The sequence below is a fragment of the Glaciecola sp. 33A genome, assembly GCF_002836745.1.
GTDB lineage: Bacteria > Pseudomonadota > Gammaproteobacteria > Enterobacterales > Alteromonadaceae > Glaciecola.
In genome coordinates this window covers 74,092-94,317 of record NZ_PJAR01000043.1, presented here as the reverse complement: position 1 = coordinate 94,317, position 20,226 = coordinate 74,092, and the positions used below count along the sequence as shown (strand labels likewise).

Genomic DNA, 20,226 nt, shown 5'->3' with positions numbered 1-20,226 from the left:
GCTTATGCAAATTGCGCCACCAGTCTTGATGGCGCAAAACCATACTCTGCTTTAAAACAAGTACTAAAGTAAGAGGCTGAACTAAAACCCACCTCTAACGAAGCTTCATTGATTGTATAGCCTTTATTTAGTAGATTTTTCGCCTTCTCTAGTCGATATTTTTTTAAATGCTCTTTAAAGTTATGTGAGTAATACTCACTTAACCTTCTATTCAAAGTCCGTAAACAAACATTCATATGGTGGGCCGCAATTTCACGAGTGAATTGATCATTGGCAAAATTTTCGGCCATCATTTTATTAAAACGAATAATGAAACTTCTACCTTTATCGTTATCAAAAGTAGCCGCTTGGGGTACATCAAGTTGCTGACGATGATATTCGGATAGCTTTTCTCCTACTTTTTCTTCGACTCGCTGTTGCTGCTCGATTAAACCAGTAACCGTTAATTGCAATTCTGTTGGCCTTAATGGTTTTTCTATAATATAACAGGCACCTAACCTTAGGGCCGACAACCTAAAACTTTGAGCGGCGATACCGCAGCTAATGACTATCGGTATATTTTCGGATTGTGGATTTTCTCGAATGAGTTTAATCAACTCTAAGGGATCCATGTCCGGCAATATTTGGTCTAGCAAAATAACTGACGGCTGCAATTTGTGTATTAGCTGCATCGACTCCAAAGGTGTTATGCAGGCAAAACATAGATAGTTTGATTGCAATGCTCTGTGCATTATCATCTGACTGGTTTCATTTTGGTCGATAATCAGCACTTTCGGTTTGCCGCGTTCAACAGGCTCTAAAGTGCCTATTTGATGAGACTCATGAACCACTGCAGGTTCCATATTATCTGATGCTATAGCACTGAAACTTGCAGGTAAAGAGACATAAATCACGGTGGTATAATTGAGAGCACTGACTAGTTTGACGGAACCGCCAAACTGGATAACAAGTCTGTAAATACTGGCTAAATTTAAATCACCTTCATTGTCTTCAGCTCGTTTAGCATTATGGAAGCGTGGATTAGTGCGCACAGACAAATGAATATTATGAATTTCTTGGCTACTTATTCCCTTACCCCAGGCCGTCACACTAAAATTAAAACTAGTGACACAAGCATCACAACGAAGGCTCAATGTGGTTTTTGGATGTGCGACTTTTGAGGCGTGTAGTATCAAACCTCTGACTATTTTATCCAGCATCCCTTTAGGTATATTGAGCATACTATGGCCCTGTTGTAAAAGGTCCAACTGCTGACCTTTCGGAGCGAGTATCGCATTCAGCATCATTTCGTTGTCTGCAAACACCAATTTAGTGCTAACCGCAATATCAATGCCGTCTCTTTTCTGATTTCGTAATGTAAAGTAGGCGAGTCGCTCAGCTAATTCCGATACTTTACGCCAGTTGTGTTTTTTTGACTCTCTTCGCTCACTGTCTTCGTTGGCGTAAAACAGTGCGCTGTTTTGCTGTTCAAACTCCTCGGTAATCACCGACTGAATTGTTGCACCAATATTAGTCACGCTAATTTGCTGAAAATTAAGCGTATCCAATATTTCTTTTTTTCGAGTGTTAAGGGTGTTAAATTCTTGGATCAGGTGTTGGTATTTTAAAAGCAGCTTTTTATAAAAAGAGTAGAAAATAATAGCAAGTAACAAGAGAATAAGGCTGCATATCACAAAGCCAAGAAGTGAGTAGAAATACCCATTTGAGTAACTAACTTGTTCACTAAACATACGACCTTCCCTGTACTAAATAAGCGCTTATTCATTAATACATATTGCTAACTTAGCACGCTATAAACAACTGATCAAAGGAAGGGTATATCTGAAGGCAGCTCTCAGGACTCTGAAATCCGAGGTCTTAAGTTTTTTTGATATAGGACAAGCACGTTTTGTAGTCACTAATACCTGCTTGGTAGGTGTATAACCAAGCCTGCATATCTGCATTATGAGCGGCTTGAATGTCATAGATATAATCACCCAAATAAGCAATTTCATGAGTTGCGATTCGCCAACAATCAGCAATGCTAAGTAACGCCGTCGGGTCTGGTTTAGCGGGAGCGTCTTCACGAGTAATAACGATGTCGATGCCAATATTATTCCTGTTCAGTTTGAGCTCAGTTGCCTGCCTGCAATTACGAGTCACAATCGCCAGAGGCAACGCATGTTGTCTTGCTACCTCAACAAAAGCCTCAGCGCCGGGTAACCAAACTGACGTCTGTGCGTCATGCAGTTCATGTTCAAGAACAATTCTATTTGCTTCGCTTTGTTGTTTAGAACAAGACAAATTGCTAATAAAAGTGAGAATATCCTCTTTAACTGGACAGCCTATATCGCGCTTAATTGCAGCGAAATCCAGACCTGTTTGCACCAGAGTATCGTCCAAATCAAAAATGATGCCTTTAACCTGAGTAAATTGAAATTTGATATACCACTCCTATCGCTATTTTTAAAAAAGTAGAGATTTATTGACCAGATTAGACTGTATAATTTCGTATGCAAAAAATCATTACAAATAAGTTAGCGTCAGTACTAATATAACCACTTAATAAATACACTTAATAAATACACTGCACAAATAAACATTAACAACACTTGTTCTGTACAAACCGCGTAATAGTTCAAATGTATTAACATCTATTTATATAAGGTATTGCTCACCTAGATCTAGGCTAGCAATGCACTCAATAAACTGTTTATTTATACAGTGATTATATGTATAGTGTAACTCTTAGTTTTATTTATTAAAAATCATGGAGGCCATTATGGCAGTTATCACTCAGTATGTGGTTCAGCATAAAGGAGTTGAGAAATTGGTGACAACAGATAAGAAAGAGGCTGATAAGTACGACAAAATGTTAGAGGTTGCCGACAACCTTAGTGCTTATTTAGCAGCCAAAGGTATTGAGCTTGATGAAGCAATTTCTGAAGAGTTAGGCATTCTGTTATCCAAAAATAAAGAGTCTGTCATGAAGATAATGAAGGGGGGTGAAGTTGACGGTATTCTTGAAGTCGAATCAGCCGAAGTAGTAGAATTATCCTCAGCAAAGAAAAAAAAATAGTACAACCCTAAAAGACTGCCCTCACTAATAAGTAACCATCACCAAAAAAATTAGTGAGTCAGCAGATAAAAGAGTAGGATTAAAACTGGTATGATCAGTTTGTTGAGTGCTGTTTGCAATGAAAATTCATGTATTAAAAGGGTTTATACAAAACATCTTTTTAGTTGAATATCCCGATAAGTGCATGTTACTAGACGGTTGCTCCAAAGCCGACTTTAAAACATTGCAGACGTTTTTCACACAGGAGCTTAAACGTCCACTGACTGACTTAAAAGTCGTCATTGTTACTCACATGCATCCTGATCATGCTGGCTGCGCGCATTATTTGAGAAAGGTAACAAATTGCAAAATTGTCAGTTGTAAGCGCGAGGGACAATGGTATAGAGGTGTCAAAGGCCGATTTGCTCACGCTATCGATATTATGCTTGCACTCTGGGTAGCCGGTAAAATGAAACGGCCAAGGAAGAATATTTGGTATCCAGCACATTTGCATCCAGACGTGACATTAGGTGATAGTCAAACCGTTCCCGGCTTTGATGATTGGCAAGTGTTCGAAACTCCTGGACATACCGATAGAGACCTATCGATTATGCATACACCAAGCAAGCGTATTTATGTCGCCGATCTCATTGTTAAAGTCAAAAACAAACTGTCTCCTCCTTTTCCAGTTTACATACCAGAGCTCTACAAACAGTCTCTTTTAAAGCTACAAGCATTGCAGCCAAATTCGGTTATGATGGCGCATGTAAGTGAGTTGAAGCTTACCGACCATGACTATGCCGATTTACTTAACAAGGCGCCAATATCCCCAGAGACAAATAAAGTAGCGGTGATCAGAATGATCAAGAGAAAGTTACTGGGAAGATAACTGGGACCAAGAAGTAAATCCTAGCCCCTATTATGAAATGAATTGCTTAGGCGGTTCCGCCTACGGTGAGTTTATCCACTTTCAGAGTCGGTTGCCCAACACCGACAGGCAGTGATTGTCCATCTTTACCACAAACACCGATACCCATATCTAATGATAAGTCATTTCCTATCATAGAAATTTGCTTCATAACTTCAGGTCCGTTACCAATTAGCGTTGCGCCTTTTATTGGTGTAGTTACTTTCCCATTTACGATTAAGTAAGCTTCAGAAGTAGAGAATACAAATTTGCCAGAAGTAATATCGACCTGACCACCACCAAAGTTAGGAGCATAAATGCCTCTCTCTACTGATGCAATAATATCTTCGGGGCTATGCTTACCCGCGAGCATATAGGTATTTGTCATGCGCGGCATTGGCAAATGTGCATAGCTTTCGCGTCGTCCATTGCCAGTGGGGCTTAAGCCCATTAAGGAAGCGTTGTGCTTGTCTTGCATGTAACCCTTTAACACGCCATCTTCAATAAGCACGTTGCGCTGAGTCGGCACGCCTTCATCATCAACTGATAATGATCCGCGACGGTCTACCATCGTGCCATCATCAATAACGGTGACGCCTTTAGCTGCCACTTGCTGCCCCATACGCCCACTAAATGTTGACGCACCTTTGCGATTGAAATCCCCTTCAAGTCCGTGGCCAACAGCTTCATGTAAAAGCACACCGGGCCAACCACTGCCAAGAACAACCGGCATTTTTCCTGCGGGTGCTGGAACAGCAGCTAAATTGACTTCGGCCATATGTATCGCTTCATCTGCAAGCTGTTCATATAACGGTTTATTGTCCTTGACGATACTTTCAAAGTAATCGTAGGTGCGACGTCCACCCGCACCTGCGCTTCCACGCTCTCGTTTGCCCTCTTTTTCAAGTAACACCGAGCAGTTTAAGCGAATAAGTGGGCGAATATCAGTTGCAAAAGTACCATCAGTGGCCGCAACTAATACCTCTTCATAAACACCGCTTAAACTAACAACCACTTGAGTTGCGTGCGGAGCCGTTTTTCTAATGTAGCGATCTACGGTTTGTAGAAGCGTAATTTTGGCACTATCTTGCATGCTCAAAATTGGATTTTTTTCAGTGTATAATGACTTATGGTTCACAGCAGTAAACGCATCGACCCTTTGTATACCTCCAGCAGGTGCTATTCCCTTAGCAGCCTTGCAAGCATCTACTAAAGCACGACTTGAAATTTCATCAGAGTAAGCAAATCCCGTTTTTTCACCGGATATCACACGGACACCAACGCCTCTCTCTATATTGTAACTACCGTCTTTAACAATCCCATCTTCCAATACCCAGCTCTCATGCTGACTCGACTGAAAGTATAGATCGGCAAAATTGGCTTGATGCGAAAACACATCCTCTAATAAACAAGAGAGCCTATTTTTGTCAATCCCTGAGGCCGTAAGAAGATTGTGTTCGACAGATTGGCTCAAAATTGTTTCCTATTATGTTTATGTTGTTGTATTGGCATTTCTTTGCGAATATTAAGCAATAATGCATTGTCATATTTAGCTGCAATCCAACCTTGACGACTCGGTAGATTAGCAAGTAATTCTCCCCATGGAGAATAAATACAACTATTTCCATAGGTTTCGCGTCCATTATTATGAACGCCAGTTTGGTCAGATGCTACTACATAACACTGATTTTCGATACTCCGAGCTTGCAACAAGGGGTGCCAGTGAGCCTCACCGGTGCGGCACGTAAATGCACTGGGAACGACTAATATGTCAAGCTGCGGCATTTTTTGAATTAGCTCTGGGAAACGCAGGTCATAACAAACTATCTGACCCACAGTGCCCCAAGGACTCTCGAAAGTAACCACATTTTCACCAGGTAAGGTCGTTGCGGACTCCTCATAGTGACCTATGTTGTCATTAACATTGACATCAAATAAATGAATTTTGTCATAACGGCTAACAACCACACCTTCGTTGTTATAAACCAAACTCGCCGCATAGAATTTCGAGGCCTCAGCGGTCACAACGTCACTTTTGAAAGGTTTGATTGGTAGCGTACCGGCGACAATCCACTTATTATAGCGCTTTGCGAACGCCGACAACGCAGCCTGTATTGGTCCATCATCAAGAGTTTCGGCAATATCGACTTGTTTCTTATCGCGGGCACCGAAGAAAGCAAAACACTCGGGTAAAACGACCAACTGCTGCTTGTCGTGCAGCTGGAGTAGTTGTCGTTCAATCAATGCCAAATTTTGTTCGATGCTCGGTGTCGAGGTTATTTGAATGGCGACTAGGTCAGTCATTACTCAGCACCATCGTTCACTTCCATCATTAGTGTGTCTTCCTTGGTTGGCGGCATAAAATTATTATCAACTTCAGGCAATGGATCTCTTCTTGCTGGCAGCGCCACTTCTGTGCTCTCTCTTCCTGTTTCGATTAGTATAGGAGCCTCTAAAGTGCCTGTAATACTATAATTGACGTTGGAAATCACTTTAGCCGATGTTAAAACTTGATCTAGAGCCAACGCCGCCAGCGCGGTAGGTGGATTAACCATAAAGTAGACCAACACTGGCAGGTTACCGGTTACATTTGGGGTAAAACTCACATTATAATTAAGCTCTTTAGCCACCAAATCTGTGTAGCCATAAATTTCCATCTCACCGGCTCCACCATCTATCTTGGTATCTCGGGTATCTGCTTTGCCCTCTGTAATTTGTAAGCTGCCTTGCATCTCATCATAAAAGAAACCTTTAGCAAACACATCTCTGAAATCTAAACTTAATTTCCGAACAAGTGAATCTAAACTCAAAAGTGTGAAGATGCGTGAGCCTTTGTCACTGACTTCAGTTATATAACCATCTGATAATTGCCACTGCATTTCACCATCTAAGTGGTCAAATGAAAAGTCGAATGGAGACGCTTTCCAAGTAAACGCAAAATCCATATCTGCTCCACTGTCTTTGATCCCAGAGTCAAATTGAAAATCTTTTAAAAACGCACCAAAATCTTCGCTTTTTAAATCACCATTAATGAAGGTATAGTGATCATCGTTACGGTTATACCACTGGCCGTTTGCACGAATATTGCCGTTCGGGCCATTGATTTGAATATCTTCTATTCTCAAACCGTCATTGTTAGGAAAACTCTCAAACTTAATTTCGCCTAGATGATTACCGAATACTTGGCATTCTTTGCAATTAATTCTAATGCGAGGCAATGATTGCGGTTCTATTTCGGGCCGTGGCTGATTGTCTTGCTCCACCCATGTATCAAACCGGACGAAGTCAGCATCTATTTCAATTCCTTCCTCTATCCAACGATTATGAAATATTATTTGTGCTTTGGCTTCATCAGACAAAACATCAAGTATCCAGTCGTTGTTAGTGGTTTTTACTGCCACGTTTACATCGGTCAGGGCTTGGCCTGCAAAAATCAAATTTTCAGTTTCAATAAAAATACGTTGCGGTGCGGCCAATATTGGTTTTCGATCTGATGAATTATCATCAGAAACACCGGCGAGTAGAGCTGAAATGCTCTGATACCAAGTAGCCAAGTATATTTTTGGTAACTTCGCACTGACACTAAAACCCACACCTCTGCCAACAAAATCAGTTTCTCCAATCGCTAGATGCGCTCGACTAAACTGCATTTCTTTATGCGGTAAAATACCGTCAAAGCGGATCTGTTCACCAAAGGCAAGTTTTATAGTTGAGGCTTGTGTATTACCGCTAGCGTTAAGCTTGATTGTTTTGTTATCTCCTTGTTTTTTGTCAAAGGGGGCTGGTAACCTAGAACTGACTTCATCTAATTTAGTAAACAATGTAGCCATATAAGAAAAGTCTTCTTTTCCTATCGCAACGTTGATAGCCGAGCTCCATGTCGCTCTTCCATTCACATAGTCGCCCAATTCATCACTTACAAACGGGAATAACGGCTTTAAGTCCCAATTTCCATCGACCGATACATCAAAACGATATTCGTTATTGATATTAGCACCGTTGAAATCAGCAACAATAGCTTGTCCAAGCAAATTGGCCTGTAGAGCAGAAAAAGTGACGTTATCATTGTCGAATGTTATGCGTCCATCGACATTCTCTAAGTCTATTAACAAACTTGGAATTTGCACAAAATTGTCGACCAAGGTAACAATGCCGCTGGCCGATGTCTGCTGCGGAGCATCAAGAGGAATGTATAACGAAAGTCTTGTGGTTAAATCGTTGCTCACGATAATATCTGTACTTAATATCTTTCCTAAGCCATCCGACAAACTGCTATTGGTAAGTAATTTCGAAACATCATCGCCCGAGCCAGTCGCCGTCGCTTCAATAATAAGATCAGCGCCCGCAATAAATAATGGAATGTAGCCTTTTAGATCTAGTACTTCCAAGCTTCCAATAGTCGCCGCCGAACTCTGCATTGATAAGCCCAAGTTTTCAAAGCTCAAATCAATATCCAAGCCATTGACGCTCGGCCAACTGCGACTAAAAGAAAAGTCTGCATTTTGTATTGCTACACTCGCTTGAAAGATGCCTTGATTTTGCGTAAACGGAAATTGACTCAACTTACCATGCCAAAGTAGTTGAGCTCCTACTATTTTACCTTGAGCATAAAAGGCATCATTGAGATACTGACTAACACCTTCACCAAGATAGGGTTCCAATGGCAAAAACCGTCGAATATGCGATACATCTAATTCACCAACATCAGTAGCAAGAGATAAAAAGTCATTATTAACCTGATATTCAAACGTAGGCTTAATAGAAGTTTCAGGTAGCTCGATGGCACCCGATGTTGAAGAAATAATCCAAGTATCATCGGTTTGATAAAATTGAATGGGCAAATCAATACTGTCGATATTTAAGGTTTGCGCAAAAATTTTGTTAGCCTTTATCTCAATATTATTACCCAATACATGAATAGCACCCGTATTTTTTTGCCATGAAAATTCAGCATCTAAACTTGAAAGTCCAGGCACTTGTTGACTAGAACTCCACTGAATGTCGTTTATATTAAAATGTGCAGCAACGCCTGTGGGCCTTTTTTGAATAGCTAGATCTGAAATTGTACTGGTTGGTTTAAGATCTTTAAGATGTTCGAGTAAATTACTATTGAACAAGCCAACGATTGGCAGTAGCGGTGTTATGGCGAAGCTATCTGCAGCTTGAACTTGCAATTCGCCCTTTTTGGAAATAGACCCTTTCCAATTCGTCATTATGGTTTTGTCATAAACGGAGACAGTGAGATCGTTGACGTTAAACAGCCATTTATTATCCACTGGCTGGGCGACAAACACGCCTGATTCTATGCCACTAGTTAGGTCAACTTCATCTTGCTTCCAAATAAATCTGGTTGGTTTTATATTGCCGTACACCTTCGTAATAGTTTTACGATTAATATCAGCCCAAAACTCAAAGTTTGCTCTGCCCTCAAGCAATTCGCTCTCCAGAGCAGAAAACTCATTGATCCAAGGCGATATATCCAATTCATCAGCTTTCGCATAAATAGTTCCATCAAAATTATCGGCTCGACCTTTTAGATCAATGACAAAAACCGCTGAATTGGTTGCAATCTCAGACACCGTAATAAGCCCAGATCCTTGATGACGTTCTCCTTTATTTATCCACGATAAATTAGCGATATTAAAAGATTGACGGTTGTTTTCCCCGCTAATTGTTACTTCACTATTAACCAAGGAAAAGGTTTGTAATTGCTCAAGAAAAAGCCCTTCCAAGGCATCAAGAATTGGAAAGTCATTGCCTGAGGTTTGAATTTGTTGTAAATCAATATCTAATGACAAACCATCCAAACTAAAGCTTTTTGACGAGACTTGACGCGTTATCAACGAATCCCAAAAATCAATTTGGATATAAATATCTCTGATATTCAACTGAATAGGTGAATTTTCACTCTGTTCAAGGGTAACACCTTCGAGCACGAGCGCAGGACCAACGCCCTGCCAAGAAGCAGAAATCGATTTAATTTGCAGACCGACGCCATATTTTGTTTGTGCATAGTCTTCAAAAATTTGTTTTTTGTCGTTTAGTAACGGCAAAGAATAGCGTAGCAGGCTCATCAAAAGCGCGAATAAAACTAGCGTAATCGCAATGAGTGTCCATATTTTTCGAACAATATAAGTTGCTACACTTGACAGTCTATTCACATCATTACCACATCAAATTTGTCTTGATGATACAACAACTCCGTTTGTATTTTAATTTGCTTGGACACGAAGACTTCCAATTCGGCCAACATATGAGATTCCTCACCTAGAAGTGCATCAGCAACAATGGACGATGCATAAACGACGAATTTATCCGCTTCGTAAGCGCGATTCACTCTGACAATTTCACGCATTATTTCAAAACAAATGGTTTCAACTGTTTTGATACTGCCGCGTCCTTTGCATGCCGGACATTCACCACATAAAATATGCTCAAGGCTTTCTCTGGTGCGCTTGCGAGTCATTTCGATTAAACCCAAGGCAGTGAAACCATGAATATTCGACTTTGCTCGATCTTTGCTCATTGCGCCCTCTAGACTATGTAGGACACGTCTTTTGTGATCTTGTTCCATCATGTCGATAAAATCGATAAGTATCATGCCACCTAAGTTGCGCAAACGCAGTTGCCTAGCAATGGACAATGTGGCTTCAATATTGGTATTAAAGATGGTTTCTTCTAAATTACGATGACCAACAAAAGCGCCCGTATTGATATCTATCGTTGTCATAGCTTCGGTTTGATCGATAATTAGATAACCGCCTGATTTAAGATCAACTCGCCTTTCCAGTATGCGTTGAGCCTCATTTTCAACATCATATAAATCGAAAATGGGGCGTTCACCTGTATAGTATTCAAGTTTATCACTGAGTTCTGGAACATAGTCTTTGGTGAACTGCTGCAATTCGGTAAAAGATAACTTTGAATCAATTCGAATGCGATCTAATTCTGTGCCAACAAAATCTCTTAATACACGACGTGCTAATGGTAAATCTTCATACAACACATGGGTTTTTTTAAGTTTAAGACGTGATTGAATTTTTGCCCACAAACGACGTAAAAAATCGGCATCTTGATGCAGTTCAGTTTCAGAGACACCTTCCGCTGCCGTGCGTAAAATAAAGCCGCCATTTTCATCACACAAGGATTCAACTAAGCTCTTTAAGCGCTCACGTTCTGATGCATCCTCGATACGTTGTGAAATACCGACATGCGTGACATTAGGCATAAATACCAAATAGCGCGAAGGTAACGTAATGTCTGTTGTTAAACGTGCGCCTTTGGTGCCGAGAGGATCTTTGACGACCTGAACAACAATGTCCTGACCATCTCTAACTAATTCTCTTATGTCTTTTTTTTCTATGACAGTTTCAGATACTTCAACCGCAATTTCATCATGTACTGCAATGTCCGAGGCATGTAAAAATGCAGCCTTATCCAAGCCAATATCAACAAAGGCGGCTTGCATCCCAGGCAACACCCGACTGACTTTGCCGCGATAAATATTCCCTACTAAGCCTCTTTTCGTGTGCCTTTCGATGTGAATTTCTTGTAGAATACCATTCTCGATTAAAGCCACTCTGGATTCCGATGGCGTCACATTAATTAACAGTTCTGCGCTCATTCATGTATTCCCATTTGTGCTAACATTAATTGTGTTTCAACTAAAGGTAGCCCAACAACGTTGCTATAGCTGCCATTAATTTGTTTGACGAATTTGCCGCCTATGCCCTGAATAGCGTAACTACCAGCCTTGTCTTGGGGCTCGCCCGTTTGCCAATAGGCGTTTATTTGCTTCTCAGACAGACTAGTAAATTCGACTTCAGTTTTCACCACTTTCGATATTTTTTTATCTGCACCAAACATTGCGACACTCGTCATAACAATATGACGCTGTCTAGATAACTTTTTTAAGACTCTCATACTATCATTTTGGCTGAGTGGTTTACCAAAAATTTCATCACCTAAGGTAACAATAGTATCAGCCCCAATAACTATCGAATCTGGATTTTTAAGCCATATTGAATGCGCTTTTGAATTGGCTAACCGGCGAACAAGAGCCTCGGGCAACTCACCTGAAAAAGGCGTTTCATCGATGTCAGCCATTTGGATCTCAAAATCGCTAAGCAGGTACGATAGAAGTGCATGGCGACGGCTGGAGGCCGACGCTAGGATGACTTTAGGTAAGTCACTCAAGTTAGGCATATTAGGTGACTCGGAGTAATCTGCGGTAACGTCTTAGAAACCAGAACAACCAAGGCCACAAAAATACAGATGTGATAACCGGCCACAAAAACTCGAATCTAAACTGCACGCCAGTTAACCAATATTGTAGCCAGTAAACAAGCATATGATAGAGCATCGATAAGATAAAAATCATGATGGCTTGCTGCACCACACTGTAGTTTCTAAAACGTTGATAGTTAGCGGCAACTAAATACACCGGAATGACCATTGCAAAACTATGCACGCCCAAAGAAGTGCCATAAAGCACATCTAAAACCACCCCACAAATAGCGGTTGCGCCGACACCAACTCGGTTGGGTAGCGCCATCGTCCAATAACATAACAGTAATAACAACCAATCCGGTCGATAAACATCAATAGATGCAGGCATCGGCATAATTTGCAAAATAAACGCCACAATGATGCTTGCCGGGATCAGCGTCTGATTTAACTTCACAGCGTCCCCTCTGTGTCTTGAGGCGATACCGCATTAGTTAATATCATATCTGGCGCAATAGCACCTGCTGGAGCCGTTTCTTGAGGCCAAAGGAGCAATAGGTATTTTATACGATCTAACTTTGCAAATGGTGTTGCAGTGACTTCTGCAAAAGGTCTACTTTCGTTGCGTATAATTTTAGTGATTGTGCCAACTGGATAACCTTCAGGGAAAACCTCTCCGAGTCCAGATGAGACAAGTATATCGCCTTCTTCAATATCTGCGCTGTGAGGCACATGCTGCAGTTGCAGGGAATCTAGGCTACCGTCACCTACGGCGATAAAACGCACATTGTTACGCTCAATTCTAACGGGGATAGCATGCGTAACGTCAGATATTAATAACACCCTACTATTGGTGGTGCCAACTTCAGATATTTGACCAACAATGCCGCTGTCATCTAACACTGACTGACTCAGGAAAACACCATCTAAGGCCCCTTTATTTATCACAATTTGATGGCTGTAGGGACTGGTATCAACGGCCATAAGTTCAGTGATCATCTTGTGCATGCTGTCGCGCACTGGCGCATCAAGCAGTTTGCGCAAGTTTTTATTTTCTTGTTCTAATATGCGAAACCGCTGGAGTTGCTCGCTCATCAAGGTAACTTGGTTGGTTAGTTTTTCATTGTTTTTTAGCAGTGTTTGGCGCGAACTAAAACGATCTGCACTCCAGCTCAGCATCGCACCTGGCAAGTTCGCAATGTATTGCAGCGGGCTTACCATTGAGTTCAGATAAGTTCTTACCGTGGCAAAGTTAGCCACTTTGGTATCTACAATCATGGCGCCAAGGGATAGCACCAAAATAATAGCTAATCTAACAAATAAACTTGGGCCACGAGCAAAAACTTCATTCATATTAAGATAAAGGCTAACGCCAGACCTTATTCATAACTAAATAAGTCGCCACCATGTAAATCAATCATGTCGAATGCTTTACCACCACCACGAGCAACACAGGTAAGAGGGTCATCAGCAATAACGACTGGGATACCGGTTTCTTCCATTAATAAACGATCGAGATCTTTTAACAATGCACCACCACCCGTTAGCACCATGCCACGTTCGGAAATATCCGATGCAAGTTCTGGTGGAGACTGCTCTAAGGCAACCATAACTGCACTGACGATCCCTGACAATGGTTCTTGTAGTGCTTCCAAAATTTCGTTGCTGTTAAGAATAAAGCCACGAGGAACGCCTTCCGCAAGATTACGGCCGCGAACTTCAATCTCTCTTACTTCTTCACCAGGATAGGCAGTACCAATCTCGTGCTTAATTCGCTCTGCGGTAGCTTCGCCAATGAGCGACCCAAAATTTCTGCGGATGTAGTTAATGATAGCTTCGTCAAATTTATCACCGCCAATTCTGACTGATGAAGAATACACCACACCATTCAAAGAAATGATAGCCACTTCGGTTGTACCACCGCCGATATCGACAACCATTGAACCGGTTGCTTCAGATACAGGCAAGCCAGCACCAATAGCAGCAGCCATTGGCTCGTCAATTAAGTAAACTTCACGAGCACCAGCACCCAATGCTGACTCGCGAATTGCACGGCGCTCGACTTGCGTTGAACCGCACGGCACGCAAACCAAGACGCGAGGACTTGGTCTGAGGAAGTTATTATCGTGGACTTGCTTGATAAAATGTTGAAGCATTTTTTCGGTCACGTAAAAATCGGCAATAACGCCGTCTTTCATAGGTCGAATAGCCTTGATGTTTCCCGGCGTTCGGCCCAGCATTTGCTTCGCTTCGTGGCCTACTGCAGCCACACTTTTTGGACCACCTGCTCGCTCTTGGCGTATAGCCACTACTGATGGTTCGTTGAGGACAATACCTTGATCCTTTATGTAGATAAGCGTGTTCGCGGTACCTAAATCGATCGAAAGGTCGTTTGAGAACATGCCTCGAAGCTTTTTAAACATGGAATGCCTTTGCGTTATTTTTGTTATTTTTTGGGACCACAAATTCAGTTGAAAAAAGAACTAGTGGGCAGTTAGAACAGAATTATAGGGCTAATTCGCTAATTTTACCAACGCCTTGTGATAAGGGCAAGCAATGCCTGCAAAATTTAGTCATTAATGACTTCAAAAACGGTAAAGACGTCTAATCGCTAGAGGCTTCTAATCGTTAAAGACTTCGCGCCAGTGTATTGTGCGATCGTTTCCACGGAAAATACCAAATGTGGCGACAGCTGAAGGACTGTTATCATAAGCACCGTCGTCGGCCCAATCATATTTAAACCAATCATAGGCGTCATATGACACACCTATCTGACCTTGATTTCCAGCACCCGGAGCTTGCAATTCAATTATCTGGGTTTTACCGCTAAGGAAACGTCCCATTCCGCCAAGTACATTGGTCAGTCCAGGATCTAAGCTAATATGGGTAAGTGATATTTTACCTGCATCGTAACCAGCGCAATTGTCATCCGGGGTGGCAACAAACGTAGTACCATCAAAGTGTTCAATTTGCATCGGTTGCGGGAAATTTGAAGTTTCCGGTCCAAAGCTATTTTCCAATAGCAAACGACCAAATCGAATTTCAACACCTGTTGGTGACGCATCAACTGTGGTTGTTACGCCTACATTGTCAGTATCTGTAATATTCGCGACAGAAAAATTGATATCCGATGTAAATGGAGCGACTAATGCGTTAGCAGATCGGTTGTAGAAAAAGTGGTCGGCACCTGATAATTGATAGTGCAGCACGCCTTTGGGTAATGCAGCACCACTAGATAACGCGGTCAAGTTAGTTTGACTCAAGGTACCTGTATTCACACTGGCCGTTAAGGGAAGTTTGTTACTATCAACGCCTACCGCTATTTCGTCAAAGGTCGGGGTAATCAAGTTAATATTTGAAGCACTGAGCTTCATGTAATCATTGCTACTACCCTGACTGTCCTGGTAATAGTTTTGGGTAATATTGCCTTGTTTGTTGTAGGCCGTAATGGCCAAGATGGGATTACTTAAGTATGAAATAGCACCCATGCTATTGCTAGCTTCGTCCATTTGACCGCTGTACGCAGCATATGCTGTTGACGCATTGCATGTGGCAATAAAATAACCATCATCGACGACTGTTTGGGTAAAGTAATCAGGAATAAAACGACCAATATTGATTGCCGTAGCAGGAATAACAATATTAGCACTGGCATAATTGCTGTCTTGAATATCTAGGTTAAGCAAACCTACTTCTGAATATTGCGCTGCATTATATGCAGACACCCCAGATGAAAAAGCAGTAAGAGTTGCATTCTGAAACGCAGGACTGACGCTCGCGGCTATCATGCTGCCCCCTCCATAGCGCAGATTACCGTCCACACTACCTGTTAATATTGGGCCAATGCGAGTCAGCATTAACTGTATTTGTCCGGGTGAATAATTCTGTGTAATAACGCCAAGGCTATTTAAGGCCGTTACCCTTAGATCGAAATCTCCACCGGCTTCATGGGTCACCGTTGCATTTGCGGTAGCTGCATTTAGTGCAGTTCCCCCTAACGATGCGCTAACCTGAAGTTCGGCGGGACTGACCCAAAACGTATTGCTACTGCCCGATAGCATTGTCACGCTGGCCTGATCATACCTTGCACGTAAACGAATTTGTCCTGCATCGTGATATATCGGGGTTGGTATAATAGCAATACTCTGGGCACCAAAGTTCAATGTAGTGCTGCTGACGCTTGAGTGTTTCGCGATAATAGCACCATCAACAGTAAAATTAAGACCATTGGTACCGCCTGGTTCGACATTTTCTTGCGATAAGTCAATATCATGATTACCGGTAAATAAGCCAGTACATACACCATTTTCGTCTTGCACGGCTTGCAGCTTTAACGTGTCACTGAAGACAGCGCCTGAAGTTTGATTAGGTAAGGTCGTCTCATTTCCTGCACCGGAGAGAAACCTAAAACCCGCATTAGTAAACTCCATCTCACAAGAACTGCCGCTGCTATCGTCGCATACTACTGAGTTAGAAGCTGTAATTGAGGTGCTTGATAGTGAAAAGCTTACCGTCTCAACATCGGTATTATTGACGCTAACGGTGGTACTGCCAGTGAATGCCGGCGAACTTATCACCGTGCCGTCAACAAGAAAATCAAGCGTGACAGGCTGCGTACTTAACGTTGAACAACTGGCATTCGCACATGCATTCACAACAACCAATTCCGTATCACAGGTTAAACCTTGGCCATCGTGAACAATTTCATAATGGTGTATGACAGGGTCATTACAAGTATGTGTTTCGCCCATGATTATCTGAATTTGAGCTTGGCTCAGGGCGCCTTCGTATACTCTGAACTCATCTAGTAAACCGTGAAAATTAAATCCGCCAGTGTTGGACCAGCCTCCAACACGCATTTCTGAATTAACGATAGCGTTGGTATTATTTGGCGTTCCTATTTGCTGTGATAAGGCTTGTTCTGCGCCGTCTATATATATGCGATTACTAGTAACACTGCCATTGGTAAATTCAAGCGCAACATGGCGCCATACGTTAGCCAGATTCGCACTTGAAATACCATAAAGATCGCTATTAGCAGTATTAAATCCTATTGCACCGTCTCTCATCCAAACGTCATGCATGCTCCACCCCATCGGCATAACATTGTTTGTTCCATCCCAATTCATCCAGAATGTTACTGTCGTTTTCACGCCCGCCGTAGTCGTATCTAATGGCAATCCCGTGACTTGAATGGAACCATCGTTTTGACTTGCATAACCACACGTTCCAGGATTACCAGCCACGGCTGGAGCGGTAACTTCAGGTATGGAATTGCTGATAACCGTTGCATTATAGCCGTTGCCGCTGCTGTCTATGATTTCACCCGCGCTACCAGTCCAAGTATTCTCCTCAAAACGATACTCTAATAGGGCCCCTGGCGAGGCGCATTGACCAAACTTTACCTTATCGCTGACAGCACCGTTGCGCAAAATTTCATAGTCTGTCCCTGTGGTGGAGGTAATAGTATCGTTAATTATAGATACTTCTAAAAAATCGCCGCCTCCACGTTCAAAAAATACGGCTGCAATCTCAAACACAGAGTATTGACTTAACGTAAAAGAGCCGCCGGAGCTTGCATTGCCAGTTGATCCTTCAAACCGGAGTTCGTTTGCTGCACCGGCGCTTGATTTACCAAATTTAATAAATGAAACAGTGTCGCCAGACAGTGTATCCATCACAAAACTGAAGCCATCATCACTCTCAACATAGATTGTGTATTCCCCAGCCTCGAGACTCATTGTTCCGGCAGTATGGACTAAGAAATCTGAATAGCTCTCGTCTCCAACCCCCGCTATACCCGGATAAGGTAACGTGCCTGCAAAGTTCCTAGGACTTCCACCAAAGTCAATACGGTCAACTGTGCTTGAACCACTTGCGGCAACATTATACCTGCCAGTATCTATCAAACCTGATGCTGGTGATCCTGCAGCAAGCCAAGCAGCCCGGATTTCTAACGCTTGAGATGTCGAGGTTATCTGCGACACATCAGCTCCGTTGCTGCCGTCAATTCTAATGCCAACGGTGTTTAACTCACCCGGGGTAGCGTAACAAATATTGGCACACTGCACCGCATCTCGCAGACTAGCATCATAATTGTTACCGGCTAATTCGTTTTGATACATATTATAAATTTGTATATCAGCGATTTTCTTGCCAAAAATTTTAAATTCATCTAACTGTCCAACAAAGCTTTGCGCGTCAGTAAAACTGCCACCAAAAGCATCCTGTTCTTGCCCAATCACTATCGCATTTGCATTAGTTACTGACAATATTCCAGAATTAACACTATTTTTGCATTGTTGCTGGGCACCATCTATAAACAAGCAGACATCTTGGCCAACTCTTGTGAGCACCATGTGATGCCAGTTGTCATCAGTCAGGTTGATAGTACTGAGAAGCTCTTCACTGCTACCCTTTACTTTCACATAAACAATATTGCTGTCCTTTAAGAAAATTTCTAACTCGTCGTCATTAGTATCACTGCCAAGTGCGTGTAGTATTTCTTGTTGAGACTTCGTTACCGACGTTTTAAACCACACCGCTATTGAGAAATCATCTATACCATCAATTACACTGCTCGGAACACTAATCCAATCACTGATATCAGTTGCGCTTAAATCGAGAGATTTATTTATTACTGCGTCGTCTATCGGGTCTGAAACGCCATTAGACCCGCCATTGAAATTACCTGTTTGATCAACAATATCTCCAGACACTCCATTTAAGCTGCATTCATCAAAACGATAATCAAGCAACGGCTCTAGTGGTGGCACCATAATATGAGTTGAAAAGTAAGTGGCATTATCGTCGTTATTATTTGATGACCATATCCATTCGGCATTTGCATCTATACTCGATCTTGTTCCCCACGGCGCAGATCCGTTCGAACCATAAGAGTTCGGCGTTTGATAATTATTCCAACCGATGGTGCTCACCGTCCAGTCAGTGGTATTAGTTGTCAGGGTAGTAAGACCATTAGAAAATGTATGTTCTGTGCCCGTTATTTCAAAATCGCCCAGAAAACCCGCAGCTCCACCCGTGTCTTCAGCTTTAATATGTAAATAATAATCCTGTCCTGGCGTTAACTGACTTAGCAACGTATAAGTGGTTTGCCAGTTATTTCCTGAACTAAGAAAAACACCTTGCACAGAATCATCAGTCGAAAGGTAAGCCTCAAAAGTGTTATCAATAATCAAGTTACCGCTGAGATTAGAGGTCGGACTTACCGTACATAGACCATTAAAGTTAGCACTCTCAATAGTTGAACGAGCGTCATTAATGGATGCCTTGTACTTAAACTTAATATCGTCAGAATGTATTGCGCCTTCAAAAGCACTGTCATTTTCTAGCTCGATTTTTTTGTCTGCATAAATGAAGCCCTTAAGACTGGTTTTATACCCAAACTCGACATCTTCATAGGCGACTATTACTAGCTGGTCTGCGGTTCCGTTGACGTTGTAAGACACCTCATTGTTGTTTAACTCTTTTTCTTTGGTTATTAAAATGACTTTGTCGTTGCCGTTAATTACAATATTTGCTCGGTATTTAAGCGTGATTTTCTCAATCCAATAAACACCGGCATCGAATGTGATCGTTGAACTCTCATCTGCTTTTAATTCTTTGATAAAGGTATCTTGGCTGTTTTGAGTAAAGCGTATACTCGCTTGATACTTTGCTTCAACTTTATGATATGAGCCCTGAGGAATATTGAGTGAGTCGCCGTTATCAGCTTTCTCGTCTTGATTTGAGCTCGACTTCTGAAAATTGGGTAAGGTCAATGCATTGGCCCTAGTCCCTGAGTCTTGGCATTGTTGAGATACACAACTTAACGCTGAGCCGCTGGTTTGATCTTCATCAATACTAATATCGATTGTACCGTTGGTTCCATCAATACGAACCTCCTGCTCAAACTTAACTTTTCCATTATTTGCCGAAGATGACAATACCGTTGGAAAAACATCGAGGCAAGTTACAGCCATGACTTCTGTCGGAACCATAAATAATAAGCTTATTGCTATTATTTTAAGGCTTTGTAAACTCTGGTTTTTCATAT

The 20,226-nt window shown here is 41.9% G+C and carries 13 protein-coding genes; 2 read left to right on the top strand and 11 right to left on the bottom strand.

From position 1 onward, the window contains the following. Positions 1-2: 2 nt before the first annotated feature. Together CXF81_RS14760 and CXF81_RS14755 are read right to left on the bottom strand one after the other, a co-directional pair. A complete protein-coding gene (locus tag CXF81_RS14760; RefSeq protein ID WP_101182117.1) occupies positions 3-1,730 on the bottom strand; it encodes a helix-turn-helix domain-containing protein in 1,728 nt (575 codons plus the stop codon). Positions 1,731-1,857: 127 nt separating this feature from the next. Next, positions 1,858-2,424 (bottom strand): HAD family hydrolase, encoded by a 567-nt coding sequence (locus CXF81_RS14755; RefSeq protein ID WP_369828713.1) that lies wholly within the window; start codon positions 2,422-2,424, stop codon positions 1,858-1,860. A gap of 337 nt (positions 2,425-2,761) precedes the next feature. Between CXF81_RS14755 and CXF81_RS14750 the strand changes: the two genes are divergently transcribed. Together CXF81_RS14750 and CXF81_RS14745 are read left to right on the top strand one after the other, a co-directional pair. Continuing rightward, positions 2,762-3,058, top strand: a complete 297-nt coding sequence (locus CXF81_RS14750; protein ID WP_101182115.1) for a YebG family protein — start codon at positions 2,762-2,764, stop codon at positions 3,056-3,058. 118 nt (positions 3,059-3,176) lie between these two features. Next, the gene (locus tag CXF81_RS14745) at positions 3,177-3,926 is read left to right on the top strand and encodes an MBL fold metallo-hydrolase (RefSeq protein WP_101182339.1); all 750 of its coding nucleotides are present in this window, start codon (positions 3,177-3,179) and stop codon (positions 3,924-3,926) included. A 46-nt stretch (positions 3,927-3,972) separates the two neighbouring features. On the opposite strand, the gene tldD is transcribed toward CXF81_RS14745, so the two are convergent. From tldD to CXF81_RS14700, 9 genes are all read right to left on the bottom strand, one after another. Beyond that, the gene (tldD, locus tag CXF81_RS14740; protein ID WP_101182114.1) at positions 3,973-5,418 is read right to left on the bottom strand and encodes a metalloprotease TldD; all 1,446 of its coding nucleotides are present in this window, start codon (positions 5,416-5,418) and stop codon (positions 3,973-3,975) included. Further along, a complete protein-coding gene (locus tag CXF81_RS14735) occupies positions 5,415-6,248 on the bottom strand; it encodes a carbon-nitrogen hydrolase family protein (RefSeq protein WP_101182113.1) in 834 nt (277 codons plus the stop codon). Before CXF81_RS14735 ends, tldD begins: the two co-directional genes overlap by 4 nt. Then, entirely contained in the window at positions 6,248-10,105 is a 3,858-nt protein-coding gene (locus CXF81_RS14730) for a YhdP family protein (protein WP_101182112.1), read from the bottom strand. The genes CXF81_RS14735 and CXF81_RS14730 overlap by 1 nt, the downstream gene beginning before the upstream one ends. Next, the gene (gene rng / locus CXF81_RS14725; protein ID WP_101182111.1) at positions 10,102-11,568 is read right to left on the bottom strand and encodes a ribonuclease G; all 1,467 of its coding nucleotides are present in this window, start codon (positions 11,566-11,568) and stop codon (positions 10,102-10,104) included. The genes CXF81_RS14730 and rng overlap by 4 nt, the downstream gene beginning before the upstream one ends. Next, a complete protein-coding gene (locus tag CXF81_RS14720; protein WP_101182110.1) occupies positions 11,565-12,149 on the bottom strand; it encodes a nucleoside triphosphate pyrophosphatase in 585 nt (194 codons plus the stop codon). Before CXF81_RS14720 ends, rng begins: the two co-directional genes overlap by 4 nt. Position 12,150: 1 nt before the next feature. Further along, entirely contained in the window at positions 12,151-12,627 is a 477-nt protein-coding gene (mreD, locus tag CXF81_RS14715) for a rod shape-determining protein MreD (RefSeq protein ID WP_101182109.1), read from the bottom strand. Further along, on the bottom strand, positions 12,624-13,523 hold the full coding sequence (gene mreC, locus CXF81_RS14710) for a rod shape-determining protein MreC (RefSeq protein ID WP_101182108.1): 900 nt from the start codon (positions 13,521-13,523) through the stop codon (positions 12,624-12,626). The genes mreD and mreC overlap by 4 nt, the downstream gene beginning before the upstream one ends. 26 nt (positions 13,524-13,549) lie before the next feature. Continuing rightward, positions 13,550-14,593, bottom strand: a complete 1,044-nt coding sequence (locus CXF81_RS14705; protein WP_006012812.1) for a rod shape-determining protein — start codon at positions 14,591-14,593, stop codon at positions 13,550-13,552. Between the two features lie 198 nt (positions 14,594-14,791). After that, positions 14,792-20,224 carry a DUF6701 domain-containing protein gene (locus CXF81_RS14700; RefSeq protein WP_232771947.1) on the bottom strand — a complete coding sequence of 1,811 codons (5,433 nt, stop codon included), beginning with the start codon at positions 20,222-20,224 and terminating at the stop codon, positions 14,792-14,794. Positions 20,225-20,226 lie beyond the last annotated feature (2 nt).

Bases quoted from the DNA above. Each gene is read 5' to 3' on its own strand.
- rng (WP_101182111.1), bottom strand. From the start codon at position 11,568: ATGAGCGCAGAACTGTTAATTAATGTGACGCCATCGGAATCCAGAGTG.
- mreC (WP_101182108.1), bottom strand. From the start codon at position 13,523: ATGAATGAAGTTTTTGCTCGTGGCCCAAGTTTATTTGTTAGATTAGCT.
- CXF81_RS14735 (WP_101182113.1), bottom strand. From the start codon at position 6,248: ATGACTGACCTAGTCGCCATTCAAATAACCTCGACACCGAGCATCGAA.
- CXF81_RS14720 (WP_101182110.1), bottom strand. From the start codon at position 12,149: ATGCCTAACTTGAGTGACTTACCTAAAGTCATCCTAGCGTCGGCCTCC.
- CXF81_RS14750 (WP_101182115.1), top strand. From the start codon at position 2,762: ATGGCAGTTATCACTCAGTATGTGGTTCAGCATAAAGGAGTTGAGAAA.
- CXF81_RS14705 (WP_006012812.1), bottom strand. From the start codon at position 14,593: ATGTTTAAAAAGCTTCGAGGCATGTTCTCAAACGACCTTTCGATCGAT.
- CXF81_RS14745 (WP_101182339.1), top strand. From the start codon at position 3,177: ATGAAAATTCATGTATTAAAAGGGTTTATACAAAACATCTTTTTAGTT.
- CXF81_RS14700 (WP_232771947.1), bottom strand. From the start codon at position 20,224: ATGAAAAACCAGAGTTTACAAAGCCTTAAAATAATAGCAATAAGCTTA.
- CXF81_RS14760 (WP_101182117.1), bottom strand. From the start codon at position 1,730: ATGTTTAGTGAACAAGTTAGTTACTCAAATGGGTATTTCTACTCACTT.